Origin of the sequence: Paenibacillus terreus (assembly GCF_042138595.1) — a bacterium.
Classification (GTDB): Bacteria; Bacillota; Bacilli; order Paenibacillales; family Paenibacillaceae; genus Paenibacillus; species Paenibacillus terreus.
This window is the reverse complement of sequence record NZ_JBHIRX010000006.1, coordinates 14,842-28,632: the sequence shown is the minus strand read 5'-3', so window position 1 is coordinate 28,632 and position 13,791 is coordinate 14,842. Positions and strand designations below refer to the sequence as shown.

General features: G+C 50.2%; 13 protein-coding genes. 6 read left to right on the top strand and 7 right to left on the bottom strand.

The features are described from left to right. The first annotated feature begins 44 nt into the window (after nt 1-44). The 5 genes from ACE5KN_RS12825 to moaA all read left to right on the top strand — a co-directional run bounded on the left by ACE5KN_RS12825 (nt 45) and on the right by moaA (nt 5,452). Nucleotides 45-1,343 carry an ABC transporter substrate-binding protein gene (locus ACE5KN_RS12825; RefSeq protein ID WP_375527860.1) on the top strand — a complete coding sequence of 433 codons (1,299 nt, stop codon included), beginning with the start codon at nt 45-47 and terminating at the stop codon, nt 1,341-1,343. Between the two features lie 24 nt (nt 1,344-1,367). Then, nucleotides 1,368-2,444, top strand: a complete 1,077-nt coding sequence (locus ACE5KN_RS12820; protein ID WP_375527859.1) for an ABC transporter ATP-binding protein — start codon at nt 1,368-1,370, stop codon at nt 2,442-2,444. Nucleotide 2,445: 1 nt separating this feature from the next. Then, entirely contained in the window at nt 2,446-3,318 is an 873-nt protein-coding gene (locus ACE5KN_RS12815) for a carbohydrate ABC transporter permease (RefSeq protein WP_375527858.1), read from the top strand. Between the two features lie 89 nt (nt 3,319-3,407). Beyond that, a complete protein-coding gene (locus ACE5KN_RS12810; RefSeq protein WP_375527893.1) occupies nt 3,408-4,241 on the top strand; it encodes a carbohydrate ABC transporter permease in 834 nt (277 codons plus the stop codon). Nucleotides 4,242-4,444: 203 nt separating this feature from the next. Further along, complete coding sequence (gene moaA / locus ACE5KN_RS12805; protein WP_375527857.1) at nt 4,445-5,452, top strand: GTP 3',8-cyclase MoaA; 1,008 nt, start codon at nt 4,445-4,447, stop codon at nt 5,450-5,452. Nucleotides 5,453-5,529: 77 nt separating this feature from the next. On the opposite strand, the gene ACE5KN_RS12800 is transcribed toward moaA, so the two are convergent. The 6 genes from ACE5KN_RS12800 to ACE5KN_RS12775 form a co-directional block, all read right to left on the bottom strand. After that, the gene (locus tag ACE5KN_RS12800; RefSeq protein WP_375527856.1) at nt 5,530-6,663 is read right to left on the bottom strand and encodes a GerAB/ArcD/ProY family transporter; all 1,134 of its coding nucleotides are present in this window, start codon (nt 6,661-6,663) and stop codon (nt 5,530-5,532) included. A gap of 12 nt (nt 6,664-6,675) precedes the next feature. Continuing rightward, nucleotides 6,676-7,890 (bottom strand): Ger(x)C family spore germination protein, encoded by a 1,215-nt coding sequence (locus ACE5KN_RS12795; protein ID WP_375527855.1) that lies wholly within the window; start codon nt 7,888-7,890, stop codon nt 6,676-6,678. Between the two features lie 11 nt (nt 7,891-7,901). Continuing rightward, nucleotides 7,902-9,527 carry a spore germination protein gene (locus tag ACE5KN_RS12790; protein ID WP_375527854.1) on the bottom strand — a complete coding sequence of 542 codons (1,626 nt, stop codon included), beginning with the start codon at nt 9,525-9,527 and terminating at the stop codon, nt 7,902-7,904. Nucleotides 9,528-9,678: 151 nt separating this feature from the next. Continuing rightward, nucleotides 9,679-9,855 (bottom strand): hypothetical protein, encoded by a 177-nt coding sequence (locus tag ACE5KN_RS12785; RefSeq protein ID WP_375527853.1) that lies wholly within the window; start codon nt 9,853-9,855, stop codon nt 9,679-9,681. Nucleotides 9,856-10,240: 385 nt separating this feature from the next. Further along, nucleotides 10,241-11,647 (bottom strand): transcriptional regulator, encoded by a 1,407-nt coding sequence (locus ACE5KN_RS12780; protein WP_375527852.1) that lies wholly within the window; start codon nt 11,645-11,647, stop codon nt 10,241-10,243. A gap of 145 nt (nt 11,648-11,792) precedes the next feature. Further along, nucleotides 11,793-12,767, bottom strand: coding sequence for an MraY family glycosyltransferase (locus ACE5KN_RS12775; protein ID WP_375527851.1), 975 nt, complete (start codon nt 12,765-12,767; stop codon nt 11,793-11,795). Between the two features lie 142 nt (nt 12,768-12,909). On the opposite strand from ACE5KN_RS12775, the gene ACE5KN_RS12770 reads away from it, so the two are divergent. Beyond that, nucleotides 12,910-13,203: a hypothetical protein gene (locus ACE5KN_RS12770; protein WP_375533083.1), complete on the top strand. Its 294-nt coding sequence runs from the start codon at nt 12,910-12,912 to the stop codon at nt 13,201-13,203. Here ACE5KN_RS12770 and ACE5KN_RS12765 read toward each other — a convergent pair. Further along, complete coding sequence (locus ACE5KN_RS12765) at nt 13,194-13,760, bottom strand: 5' nucleotidase, NT5C type (RefSeq protein WP_375527849.1); 567 nt, start codon at nt 13,758-13,760, stop codon at nt 13,194-13,196. The genes ACE5KN_RS12770 and ACE5KN_RS12765 overlap by 10 nt on opposite strands. Nucleotides 13,761-13,791 lie beyond the last annotated feature (31 nt).

Below are 13,791 nucleotides of genomic sequence, written 5' to 3'. Positions count from 1 at the left end.
CTCTTTTTTTGCGACCAGCCCATTACTGGAGGGGGATTGGGACAATGAAAAAGCTTGGAGTATGGATGCTGCTGCTGAGCATGGTGACACTGGCTGCCTGCGGCGGCAACGAAACAGATGCTGGAGGAAGCGCTTCTGCGTCATCTACAGGCGGGGAAAAGATAAAGATCAAGTACTGGTACGCCTGGGGCGACAAGGCTGAGGAAGCCAAACAGCATCTTGTCAAGGAATTCAATGAATCGCAGGACCGCATCGAAGTGACAGCTGAATATCAGGGAACCTATGACGATCTGCATGCCAAGGTGCAGGCGGCTTTTGCGGCCAAGGACGCGCCTGCCGTATCGGATTTGGAGATTGCTTCGACCGGCGTATTTGCCCGTTACGGCATGCTGACGGAATTGACGTCATTTGCGGAGCGGGATGCGGCTGAAGTCAATATGGACGATTTTTATCCGGGACTGATGGGAAATGCGTATGTGGACGGCAAGCTTTACGGACTGCCATTTATGCGCAGCACTCCGATTTTGTATAAAAACGTAACGATGCTCAAGGAAGCAGGACTTGACCCGTCCGGGCCGAAAACTTGGGCTGAGCTGGAAGAATACGGCCGTGTTCTTAAGGAAAAAGGCAAAAATGCCATGACGATGCCGGCGGATATCTGGTACTACGAAGCGCTTGTCGCACAGAGCGGCGGCCAGGTATTGTCGGCAGACGGAAAGAGCGCAGCCTTCAATTCACCGGAAGGTGTCGCACCTGTGGAGTTCTGGAAAAAGCTTGCGAACGAGAAGCTGATTAAAATTCCGGTCGGCGACGAAGCGGGCGCAACGGCGGACAAGGACTGGGCCAATCAGCTGTCCGCATTCAAGTTCGGTTCGACCGCCGGAGTAGCCGCTGCTATTGAAATTTCAGAGGGCAACGGTTTTGAAATGGAGACATCCTTTATGCCTGCCAACAAGAGTTACGGCGTTCCGACTGGGGGCTGCCAGTTGGTCATGACCTCCGCCCTTACCCCTGAACAGCAGGACGCAGCATGGGAATTTATCAAATTTATGACGACAAAGGAAGCGACAACATATCAGAGCAAGCACACCGGCTACCTGCCAACCCGCGTATCGGCGCTGGAGAGCGAGGAACTGCAGACTCTGTATAAGGAGCATCCGCAGTATAAAGTGGCCGTAGACCAGCTTGAATATGCAAGACCGCGTCCGATGGAAACGGCATATCCGGAAGTCGCGAAGATCGTGAAAGAAGCGATTGAGAAGGCCATACTGGATCCGAAGGTAGCCCCGCAGGAAGCGATGGATAAGGCTGCCGAGCAGGCGAACGCGCTGCTTGCCAAATAAAATCCTGTCTTAAGGAGTGATAGCATGGCTAAGATCGAGCTGCGGCATATCTACAAAACATTTCAGCAGGACGAGGTCATCAAGGATTTAAATCTGATGATTGAGGACGGCTCCTTTACGGTGCTGGTCGGTCCGTCGGGCTGTGGAAAGTCGACGACACTGCGCATGATCGCAGGACTGGATCGGCAGACGAGCGGCGATATTCTGATCGACGACCGCAACGTAAACAACACGGCTCCGGGGCTGCGGGATGTGGCGATGGTTTTTCAGAATTATGCCTTGTACCCGACGATGAACGTCCGGGAAAATATCGAGTTTGGATTGAAAAACCGCAAGGTTCCGAAGAAGGAGAGAGAAGCGCTCATTCAGGACATTTGCGAGATCGTCGGCTTGACACCTTATCTGAAGAAAAAGCCCGAGATGCTCTCGGGCGGACAGCGGCAGCGGGTGGCCTTGGCGCGGGCGATGGTGAAGAAGCCGAAGGTGTTCATTCTTGACGAGCCGCTGTCCAATCTGGATGCCAAGCTGCGCAACCAGATGCGTACGGAGCTGATTCAGCTGCATAAGCGGCTTGGCACGACATTCGTCTACGTGACCCATGACCAGGTTGAGGCCATGTCGATGGGGGACCGCATTGTCATTATGAACCAGGGGGTCATACAGCAGGCTGCATCCCCGGACGTGCTGTACCATGATCCGGACAATCAGTTTGCGGCCCAATTTATCGGCACACCTGCCATGAATATTCTGGAGGCGGTTAAGGTAAAAGGTCTGCCGATTGTACAGGCGGCCTCTGCAACCGTTAAATATGTTGGCTTCAGGCCGGAGCATGCATCGCTGAACCGCGGTGATCATACGGACGGCATCCGGCTGGAGGGGCAGATCGTGACCCGCGAAAGCCTGGGCGCGGAGAACATTTACCAGATCCGGTCGGTGGCAGGCGTGTTTTCGGTCAAAACGTTTCTGGAGCCGCTGCAAGCTTCAGACCAGGCCGTTGTAAGCATTCCGAACGACAGACTCTATTATTTTGCGGCGGACGGCAGCAGATTGCGGGGAATTGAGACCGTTCAGCCCGGACTCGTATCCGTCGGGGGTATTTGATATGAGCGTTTGGGAAAAGCTTCGTCCTTACGGGATGGTGTCGCCGGCCCTGGTCATATTTGCCTTGTTTTTCATCTATCCTATCTTTTATATGATCTATCTCAGCTTCTTCGACTGGAATTTCGTCAGTCCGGTGAAGAAGTATGTCGGATTGCAAAACTTTACGGACCTGCTCCGTGATCCGCAGTTTCTGCAGGTGCTTGCCAATACGACGATCTATACCATCTTGACGGTGACATTGACCTTAAGCATATCGCTTGCATTTGCTTTATGGCTGAACCGCTCGGGCTTGTTTTACGGGTTCGTGCAGGGAGCGATTTTCAGCCCGCATATCATATCACTGGTTTCCATCTCGCTGCTGTGGAGCTGGCTGATGGACCCGGAATACGGCCTGCTGAACTGGGTCATCGGGTTGTTCGGGTTCGGGCCCTTGGAATGGCTCTCGCATCCGGACACCTCGCTGATTTCGCTGGTCATCGTAGCGGTGTGGAAGGGAATTGGCTTCAACACGCTTGTATTCATCGCCGGGTTGCAGAGCATTCCTCCAAGCGTGTATGAGGCGGCGGCGCTGGACCGCTCGCGGCCATGGACAACCTTCCGCAAGCTGACGCTGCCCATGCTGTCGCCGACGCTGTTTTTTCTGGCGGTGATGAGCATGATCGGCTCCTTTCAGGTGTTTGAAACGATCGCCATCATGACCCAGGGTGGTCCGGTCAATTCGACCAACACGCTTGTCTATTATATTTATGAGAACGGCTTCCGTTTCTTCAAGATTGGATATGCCTCCGCGGCCGGCGTAGTGCTGCTCATCATTGTCGGGCTGTTGACTGTCATATACTTCAAAATGTTGTCCAAGCGTGTTCATTACCGGTAATGGAGAGAGGTGAGTTTAATATGAGAGTGGTACAGCCTGCGGCAGAGCACGGCGGAATGAAGATGACGGAAGAAGCGGGCAGCGGCGCCATGGCGGCCAGAACGATGAATGCCGTGCTGAGGATTGTCAACGTGATCGGCATGCTGCTGCTGGTGCTGATTTTCGCCCTGCCTTTTGCCTGGATGATCTCCACGTCCTTGAAAACGATGCCGGAGACGATGATCTTCCCGCCGGAATGGATTCCGCAGGACCCGCAGTGGGTGAATTTTGCGCAGGCGTGGAATTCGGGGCCGTTCCTGCATTATTTTATGAACAGCGTGCTCATTGCGGTAGGCATTCTTGTCCTGCAGATGCTGACAATCATTCCGGCGGCCTATGCCTTTGCACGTTATCGGTTTAAAAGTTCGGGGCTGCTGTTCGGTTTGGTCATGGTGACGCTGATGATTCCGTCACAGCTCATTTTCCTGCCCGTCTATCTTGAACTCAGCGCGTGGAACCTGCTGAATACGCATCTGGGGCTAATCCTGCCCTTTGCCTCCAGCGCGTTCGGCATTTTCCTGCTGCGTCAGTCCTTCCGGCAGGTGCCCGAGGAGCTGATCGAGGCGGCGCGGCTGGATCAGGCCAAGGAGTGGAAAATCATCACCCGCATTATGGTTCCCGCAGCCAGACCGGCCCTGATTACGTTCGCGTTGTTCAGCTTCATCAGCCACTGGAACGATTATTTCTGGCCGCTCGTCATGACAACAAACGAAACGGCCCGCACACTGCCGCTTGGCATTGCGAAAATACGTGAGGTCGAAGGGGTGGCGACGTGGAATGTGCTGATGGCAGGCAACCTTATTCTGGTCGTGCCGATTCTGATCGTGTTCTTTTTTGCGCAGCGGTCGATTATCAAGGCTTTTGTGTATAATGGTGTGAAGTAAAAGAAAGCGAGTTTGAAAGGGTGCCCTGAAGGTCCGCTGACCTGGGGCATCCTTTTTACATATTGTGAGGAAGCTGCGTGCATAAAATATCCACTCTTTTATACTGGGTGATGAGGGACACGACGGGGTAATTTGTGGTACCCTAGGAGTATTACACATAAATCAGCATGAGATGCTTATGCAGCGGCAGAAAGGGGATATCTATGACTGTATACGATCAGCACGGCAGGCATTTGCGGGACTTGCGTATTTCGGTCACAGACCGCTGCAACTTCCGCTGCCGTTACTGCATGCCTGCGGAAATTTTTGATCAGGATTATGCATTCCTGCCCAAGGAGCATATGCTGACAGCGGAGGAAATCGGCAGACTGGCCCGCATCTTTGTCTCGCTCGGCGTGCGCAAGCTGCGCATAACCGGGGGCGAACCCTTGCTGCGCAAGGATTTGCCGGAGATCATTACAAGGCTTGCAGGGCTGAACGTGGAGGATATCTCGCTTACGACCAACGGCAGCCTTTTGGTCAGGAATGCAGCCAAGCTGAAGCAGGCCGGGCTTCATCGCGTTACAGTCAGCCTGGACGCGCTGGATGATGATACCTTTCTGTACATGAACGGGGGAAAAGGACGGGTTCAACCCGTGCTTGACGGGATTGATGCCGCCGCGGCTGAAGGCCTGACGGTGAAGATCAACATGGTGGTGCAGAAGGGAATCAACGATGAAGCCGTTCTGCCTATGGTCGAATACTTCCGGAATAAGGGCCATATTCTGCGCATGGTTGAATATATGGATGTAGGCAATACCAATGGCTGGAACAGGGAGCATGTGGTTAGCACGAAGGAGCTGCTGCAGCGGATCGGCGAGCGTTGGCCGCTCGAGCCGGTTGAACCGAATTATCTCGGTGAAGTGGCGTCCCGTTACCGTTTTCTGGACGGCGGAGGAGAAGTCGGATTTATTTCATCGGTTACCCAGGCTTTTTGCTCATCCTGCACCCGTGCCCGTTTGTCGGCAGACGGAACGTTGTATACCTGTCTTTTCGCATCGCAAGGGCACCCGCTGCAGCATTTGCTGCGGTCCGATAACCGTGATGAGGAGCTCGCCGCTGCCATCTCATCCATTTGGGGCAACCGGCATGACCAATATTCTCTCGAACGCGGGACAGGTAAGATCATCACATCGGCTGCCAAGGTGGAAATGTCGCACATCGGAGGATAATTCTCCGGTATGGGCATCTTGCAGAGGCGCCAAAATACGAAAGAGCCTGAAAGCTACCCGGGAAATGACTGGGAGTTTCAGGCTCTTTCTGCTGCTGCCGGGACTGCATCTTCCGGCTGCTGCTGCCGTTTCTTTTTCCGGATTAGCATCATCAGCAGCAGAAGCAGGGGAAGAACGAACTGGAAAATGGGCCAGACCCATATTACAGTAAAATTGAGGCCAATCCATATATACTCGGTAAAGTTTGCCGGGAAAAGTGAGCAGGCAAAAATAATGATGCCCGACAGGACTACCGAGGCTTTATATTTTAAACCTGTTATCCTGCAAAAGCCGATTGCGGCTCCGGTATAAAAAATTACAATTTTGGTACCAAGACCCATAAACAGAATCAGTACGAAAATCACATCCAACCGTTCAAACACCCTGACGATGTTGATAAGCCGCACCACCTCAAGCAGCGGGTAGGTAAACATGGCTGCAAGCTTTGGTCCCAAAACGACGATGTTCAGCTGATTCAGCAGGATCAGAATCAATGCCACAATACCGTAGGTAAGCATGACCGCTTTATTAATCTGCTTCCGGTTTGCATCGAGAAGCCTGAAGAATACCAGTAAGATGACAACCTGGCCGAACGGAAATGTGATACTGGTGGGAAAGGCGATGTTAAATACCGGCAACAATCCGTTTTCCAGCACGGGAAATATGTATTCCAGCTGGATTCTTCCTGAGAATGAGAGAAGTAACAGCAAAATAATGTATCCTGCAGCGACGATAGGAAGCAATGTAAGGGTGATCAGAAAAACGGATTTTGGGCCGTATCTCACATCATTGTAAGACACCAGCAGCGTCATCAGTACAATGGCAACTAAAGGAGTTCTGTCCAGCAGGGTCAACGCAGTCAGCTCCGCGAGATCTCTCGTCACACGTGAGGCTTCATAGGCGAAATAACCTACGAATAATAACCCGATAAAACCGCCGGCAATCTTGCCCAGATAATGGATGCACAGCTCAAACAGATCCCGCCGCGGATCCAGACGAAAGATCCATAGGTACATGAGCAGGAGCAAAAAGCCGCCGCATGCTCCGATCATCATCACTGCCCAGGCATCCTGCAGAGCCTTTGCTCCCTGTAAATAAAGGGTTGTGCTGCCTATTTCATAAAGGATCAGAACGGCCACCAGTTCAGAGATCCGAATTGCGTTTTTGCTCATCATGCTGCTCCTTTATTTCAACGTTTTCTTTAGAAGTCCTGTTCGTCTGATGGTTGCTTTTACTTGAACATCCAGATCCATCTTTTTAAATTCCCGGGGCCATTCTTTCCTGATGCTCTTCCATTGACCGGGATACTTTCGGTGTACTTTATCTGCAAAACCCAAAGCATCTACCCCAAGCTTCTGTATTTTGTCCCAGCCTGTATAAATGTCTTTTTCAATCTGTTTTTCCAGTATGGACTCAAGGCTGCGGATAGTTTCCGGTTTGGACAGGTCTTGCTGACAGGCGGATTCGGACAAGACACCTCTGACCTTCACTCGAACCTGCATCGTATAATGATAGCCCGTTTTTACAGGATTAAAATGAGTTTTCACTCTGTTGATTCTGACGGATCCCAGTCTGCCGGAGCTTTCTGATGCCGAGCAGGGAAGAGGCAGCTCGGTGCCTCTGATCTTTCTGTTGAGCCAGGAGAGACCGTAGCTCTCACTGCGGTTAAGAAATCCGACTAACCGGTCTCCGTTAAAAACAGCCGCTTTGGTGAGCGAAATCTTGACCGGAGCTGACGTTTTCTTGAGAATGTCCAGCGACCGTAGCTTGTCCATGTTTTTAGCGCTTTGTTGTCCTGTGAGCCCGATCATCGGCACGATTTGTCCGCCTGCGTCCGAATAAAAATGTTGTGCAAATTCAAACACGGAAACCGAAGGATAGACGGATACATTTTCCGTCTCTCTTTCCAGAATGTTTGACAGACTCATTCCCGGAATCTTTTCGGGGGGGATCATGTTCTTGAGCATATCGCTGGCCTTCCCATCTGTGATCACCATACCCACCGTCTCCCTGGTTTCCGCACTGCGGAGATAATAATCCAGCAATTCACTGAGCCCTTGTTCAGCAGATTTTTGGCTAATGATAAGCACGTGATTGTGGGCCACATATACCCGGCGTGGACTTTCCATGCTGCTGTCGTTCATCGCTTGATGGATGGTTTTCGTTCGGAGCGAAAACGTATGGACAGCAGGCTGAGAGCCTCCTCCCCCCGATCCTCCTGTAGAAGAAGCCACTGTAGAAGGAACAATGCTCTGGTAGCTGACAATCCAATCATGCTGCGAGCGGTCTATCCCCGTCGCTGTCGTAATGGCCAATTCATTCAGCTCCGTCCGGTTCCAGCAGCCGGTGAGGATGACTGCCGTCATAAGTAGAATCCCTGACACTCTGATTCGGTACATGATTAGCCTCCTTAAGGCAGTGGATCTCGCTCATGGTTCCGCTCCTGCTGGACAAACGAATCCGGTTCTGCTGCCTGGCGCATGGGATTTTGATCCCCAAGCACGGCGGGCCGAGATTTCAACCTCCACCAGGGCAAGCGAATAACCAAGTCCTTCAGACTGTGGAAATAAATCGGACTCACCGGTGTGTAATAAGGAACACCAAACGAACGCAGTGAAACGAGATGCATCATAATAGGAATTAATCCGCACTGAATACCGTATAAGCCAAACGAGCCGCCAAGTATCATGAGGATGAAACGCAGAAGTCTGATGGACGCGGCCATATTAATATAAGGCAGCACGAAATTCGAGATCGCCGTAAAGGAGACGACGATGACCATGGCTGCTGATACGAGACCCGCCTGTACGGCGGCCTGGCCCAGCACGAGCGCGCCAACGATGGAGATGGCGGGGCCGATCGCCCGCGGCATTCGCACCCCTGCTTCACGTATAATCTCGAAGGTCAGCTCCATAACGAAAGCTTCAAGCAGAGCGGGCAGAGGTGTATTTTCCCGCTGGGCCGCCAGGCTGATGAGCAGCGTCGTTGGCAGCATTTCCTGCTGAAAGGTCGTCGTTGCAATATAAAGGGAGGGAAGCAGCAACGCGACAAGAAAGGAACCGAAGCGTATAATCCGTAAAAAGGAAGCCAGGTAAAAGCCCTGGTAATAGTCCTCCGGAGAGGCAAAAAACCTGAAAAATGTAACAGGCGCAAGCAGGACAAACGGGGTTCCATCAATAAATATGGCGACTAATCCTTCCAGGAGCCCCCCGGCAATCGCATCGGGACGCTCTGTATTCAGCAGGGTAGGGAATGGAGAGAGTACACCGTCCTGAATAAACTCTTCGATATAACCACCTTCCAGTATGCTGTCGGTATGAATGGTATCCAGACGTCTGGATACTTCCTTGACCACTTCCGGGTCGGCGATCCCCTGAATGTATGCAACAGCAATTTTGGTCTGTGTATAGCGGCCCAGAGTGCGGGACTCAAATCTCAGATCGGCGCATCGGATCTTGCGGCGCAGCAGCGCTATGTTGGTCCCAATGTCTTCCGTGAAGCCCTCTTTGGGACCGCGTACGACCGTTTGTGAAGATGGCTCCTCTACGGACCGCCGGACTCCGCCTTGTATGGGAGTGGTGAATGCGCACTGCACCCCGTCGATAATAATGGCGGTCTGTCCTGCCAGAATGGCCTGAAGCAGCGTTTCTCTGCCGTACATTGTTTGAACGTCTCCGACAGGAAGCTGATTCTTCAGCCATTCCGCGGGATCGGTTTGCTGGGAGAGCTGTTTATATTGATCTGAGACGATACCCTCCATCAGCTTGCCCATAAGCTGTTGATCAACGAGACCGTCAATATAGATAACGGCAACTCTGGAAACGCCGTCGGAGTCCCGAAACTCCCGGGCAATGAAATCGGAGCTGCCGCCCATTTTATAATTTAAATATGCCACTGTATCCATCAACGAAGAGCTGACAGGCTCCTCCATGGTTGTTGAACTGGTTTGCGGGGCCGAAGCTTGCTGTTTTTTATTGTCGGTGCCGTTCTTTTTTTTGCGTTGTTGAAACAGCAGTTCGTTTAAAAACTGAAGCATAATGAATGTGTTCTCCTTTTTTTCGTTTCCCATAATTTGCTTCTGTTTTCGCTATTTATACAGCGACTGTTCTTTGTTGTGCCTAAACGAGTGGCCCGTATAACATGTAAAAAGCAGGCTCTCCTACGAGGCCTGCTGCTGGTAAAAATGCCTACTTATGTTCTTTATGGGCTGGAGCAGGATTTTGTGTGCTTCTGTCGTCCTCTGAAGGAAGCGCGGTCCGGTCCGGCTGCGTCGGGAAAAAGCCTGTTCTCATGTGCGGCCGGGTATCTTCATATTCAGTCTGCGGATTTCCATCTGTTATATCAGGTCTACGATCATATGGCATAAGCGTCAGCTCCTTCCTGTTAAGGATAGAGTGTACATCGGACATAATGATTATGCCTCGGCCCGGCTGCTTTCATTACAGTTAAAATTATTGTGTTGCAAAAAATGAATGTAGGTCAAAAAAAGGTGTTAAGGGTTAAAATAAAAGTGCGAGTGACCCGGCAAAAGTTTCTCGCCAAAGGGCCGATTGCCAAAGCAGTCGGCTTTGTTGTCTTGCGCTTAAACAAAAAAAGACGATTGAACAGAATCAGAGCAATTCTGTCAACCGTGTAGTTGAAAAAAGTGTGTATATGATTAAAGAAATTCCTTATACTCCTCCAACCTGCTCGGCCGCTTCACTGAGCGCGTTCAGAGCTTGGACTAAAGGGGAGAGTAAAAACACAAGACTAATAATTACTGACAATGGGATCGCTTTTTTCATTTTCTGCCCACACCTTTTTGATGTAAAATTGGTACTGGTGCTGGATTTCGTCCACAGCGAAGTTTTTAAAGCGCTCATACAAGCCTACGCAATTAATAATGACCGTTTTATTATTAATTTCCGAAGACTTTTCCATTGCTTTAAACAAGTACCTGAACCCGCTGGAGAAGTGCCCGTTTCTCAAGTAATATTTGGCGAGTTCATACCAGAAGCGTGTGGCTTGTTCGGGAATGACCTGCCGGGTATAGACATCACCTGAGGATGGCTGCTGCTCATAAGACATGATGGCATCGCTAAACTGGTCAAGGATATGATCGACATCCATATTGTAAAGATTAGCTGCCTCCACAATGTTCAGGAGCTCTGCAAATATTTCTTTTTTACCTTCAATATATTCCACATACTTGGGAAGTATGCTGATATCCCCCATCATTAATTTGTTTACATAGGTATTGACCTGCGCCCAGTGCTCAAAAAGGCCCTTCCAATGCACAGATTCAGAGTCCGTTTCTTTCACCCAGCTTAAATCCGCATAGTCATAAGTAAAACGCAGCGCCTGCTTGTAATCTTTTCTTGCATCACAAACAGCAGCCTGTAACAAGCTGGAATAAGCAATATAGACAAATAATGGTTTGGATGCTTTTTTAGTTTCGCTGCTGCTCTTTCGCGTCTGCCGCTGCTCCAGCTTGTATTGAATCCGCGCCTTGTGTCCCATTTGCTGTGCCAGCTCTTTTACTTTATCCCACTGCCTTAAAGAGCGGTATGTATTTACCAAATCCTTCAGCGCATCCAGCTGATCCGTTTCGTCAAGACGATCCACGTATGGCTCAAACTGATGGGCAACCAATAAATTCTGTTCCTGGTCGTCCCCCAATTTAAGAGTGAACAGACGGTACTGGCAAAAAGCAAGCCGCTCCGAATACTGGCTTCGCTCGTTCGCGGCCACGCATTCAAATAAAAGGATGGCTGCTTTCTTTTTGCCTTCCTGAAAAAACACCTCTGCCGTTTCAAACAGCAAGGGGGAATAAAGCAAATTGTCCATTAACAACTCCAAAACCTGCCGGATGCACTCAAGCTTGCCCAGCTCGGAACAGCGGTATAAAAAAGGTCTGATTCTGCGCCAGTTTGGAGAAGCCTCATTTAAATACTCCTCTATATATTGTTCATAAAAATAACCGTCGGGCAGGGTCAGCGTTGCGGTAATCCGGTCCAGCTGATTGACAGCCATCACCCGGTTTCCGTTCAAAATGGCGCTCATTGTACCTGGGTTTAAACCTGCCAATTTGCTGAATTGGGTAATGTTCAGGTTATGCTGTTTTATATAATCCTCCAATTCGGAGCGAATCGTGGTTGTATCGTTCAAATAAACCACCCCTGATAAAATTGCTATTATGTTACAAATATAACCATTTATTTCAAGTTGGTCAAATGTTTTTTAACAGCTCAGAGCATTCTTTTATTTCGGGAGTTTAAAAATTTGATCCACCGGTAAAGGTGGATCAATGATTAGGGTGAAGCTACATATCTGATTGAAGTGCAAGAATAATGGCGGTCAGCCCGAAGCAAACATTGAGCAGACAGAGGAAAACAAGCGTCTGGGTCTGATTCAGTCCTGTAGCAAGCAGCCGGTAGTGAGCCTGAGAGGCATCGGCTTTATAGATTGGTTTTTGCTGGATCAGTCTGCGGATGACCACGATGACATTGTCCAGTATCGGGACGCCCAGAGCAAAGATCGGGATGAACAAGGAAGCGAGCGTGGCCCCTTTGAAAGCTCCGTCCAAAGCGATAATTCCCAGCATAAAGCCAAGGAAGGTGGCCCCCGCGTCTCCCATGAATACACGCGCCGGCGGCTTATTATATCGGAGATAGCCGATTGCGGAACCAACGAGAATGACCGACATCAGCGCCGACTCGCTTTGTCCCATGGTCAGGGCTACAATAAAGAGCGTACCCCCTGAGATGGCGGACAGGCCGCCGGCCAAGCCGTCAATCCCGTCGGAAAAATTAATGACCGTTGTCACGCCGAAAATCCACAAAATGGTCAGGATTAGCTGAAGCCATTCCGGGAGGTTGATATAATGTCCGTTGAATGGATTGTTGAAGCCTTCAAAAGCAATGCCTGAAGAATAAACAATAAGTGCAGCAGCCACCTGAACGATCATTTTCGGCAGGGAGGCAAGCTCTTTTCCACGGGTTTTGTACCAGTCATCCAGCATGCCGATGCCGAGAATGAGCAGGCTTCCGCAAAAAATGGCTGCCGACTTTCCGGTCAGCCCGGCACCTGTAAAGCCGGCAAAAATGAAATAGGTGGCAAAAAAACCGACAAAGATGGCAATTCCGGCTGTAAGCGGTATCGGTTCACGGTGGATTTTCCGCTCCAGATCAGGACGAGGTTTGTCAACAAAATCAATTTTGATGGCCAATTTACGAAGGGGAGGGATCAGCAGTACGACCAGCAAACAAGACAGCATGGCAGAAACTAGCAATAACATATCGGTCCTCCTATGTAGTTTCGGTAATGCAAAAAAGATTGCTTAAAGCTGATTATATGACGATGCGGGCAATCTAGCAAATTTGACATGACATTCCAGCGAAAGCGGGGAGATTATGCTGAAACAAACAAGCCGACTTGTAATGATCCTGCTATTCATCACCTTATGTATTCCGCAACAGGTATCGGCAGATCCGGTCGTGATTGATGAGGAAACCATGGACAGGCATATGGTTCAATATGGCCTGGACAAGCGCCAGGAAAGCTCTAAAATAGAGCAGTTTATCCGTTTTTGGACTCAGGGTGACTTTGGATACAGCTTTCATGCCGAAGGCATGGTTGATGCGGCCAACATGGCGCTTTATCCGCTTCCATCGGTATGCAGGCAGCTGCCCGCAATAATGTATACTTTAAAAATGCCATTTATTCAGCCCTGACTTGTCTGCCCTGTCAGCAACCGATTGACTAGATCGCTCATACCTTGCCAGGCATCCTTCATTATAAATTGCTCCTGGATATGCTTGTTCCAGGGGCGGGGGATGCCGATGGTCTGTTTGCCGGCTGCTTTAGCCGGAAGAAGGTTATGCGGACCGTCATCAATGAGCAGGTCAAAGTTCAGCAAGTACTTCCTCTTGGCCACGAAAAAGTTCTCAAACGGAATGAACGGCATCCAACGCTGCAGCCAGTTCCATTTTTCTGCCACAGAGGACGGTCTGGCCGCCGTTACGATAATGACTTCATGGTCTGAGGCAATCTTTCTAACTTCCTCTACGGTATGCTCATCGAAAATTTCCAGTTCTTCATAAAGGCCTGGTCTTCCGAAGAAGATATCCTCAGTGCACTGCGGATGCCAAATGCCTGTCATGTCAAAGCTGATCATTTGCTCCATCGTCAGCGGCAGATCAGGGTACAGCAAATTGTGATAATGAATCGCTCTTGGAACAAGGTGGCAGATCGTATCGTCCATATCGATGGCTACAATTTTTTTGCGCATTTGAGTACAACTCCTGGTTTTTAATGGACGT

What these genes read in the sequence shown, in the direction of transcription:
- ACE5KN_RS12815 (WP_375527858.1), top strand. Translation starts at nt 2,446, where the DNA reads ATGAGCGTTTGGGAAAAGCTTCGTCCTTACGGGATGGTGTCGCCGGCC.
- ACE5KN_RS12785 (WP_375527853.1), bottom strand. Translation starts at nt 9,855, where the DNA reads ATGCCATATGATCGTAGACCTGATATAACAGATGGAAATCCGCAGACT.
- ACE5KN_RS12795 (WP_375527855.1), bottom strand. Translation starts at nt 7,890, where the DNA reads ATGTACCGAATCAGAGTGTCAGGGATTCTACTTATGACGGCAGTCATC.
- ACE5KN_RS12810 (WP_375527893.1), top strand. Translation starts at nt 3,408, where the DNA reads ATGGCGGCCAGAACGATGAATGCCGTGCTGAGGATTGTCAACGTGATC.
- moaA (WP_375527857.1), top strand. Translation starts at nt 4,445, where the DNA reads ATGACTGTATACGATCAGCACGGCAGGCATTTGCGGGACTTGCGTATT.
- ACE5KN_RS12765 (WP_375527849.1), bottom strand. Translation starts at nt 13,760, where the DNA reads ATGCGCAAAAAAATTGTAGCCATCGATATGGACGATACGATCTGCCAC.
- ACE5KN_RS12775 (WP_375527851.1), bottom strand. Translation starts at nt 12,767, where the DNA reads ATGTTATTGCTAGTTTCTGCCATGCTGTCTTGTTTGCTGGTCGTACTG.
- ACE5KN_RS12825 (WP_375527860.1), top strand. Translation starts at nt 45, where the DNA reads ATGAAAAAGCTTGGAGTATGGATGCTGCTGCTGAGCATGGTGACACTG.
- ACE5KN_RS12820 (WP_375527859.1), top strand. Translation starts at nt 1,368, where the DNA reads ATGGCTAAGATCGAGCTGCGGCATATCTACAAAACATTTCAGCAGGAC.
- ACE5KN_RS12800 (WP_375527856.1), bottom strand. Translation starts at nt 6,663, where the DNA reads ATGAGCAAAAACGCAATTCGGATCTCTGAACTGGTGGCCGTTCTGATC.
- ACE5KN_RS12790 (WP_375527854.1), bottom strand. Translation starts at nt 9,527, where the DNA reads ATGCTTCAGTTTTTAAACGAACTGCTGTTTCAACAACGCAAAAAAAAG.
- ACE5KN_RS12770 (WP_375533083.1), top strand. Translation starts at nt 12,910, where the DNA reads ATGATCCTGCTATTCATCACCTTATGTATTCCGCAACAGGTATCGGCA.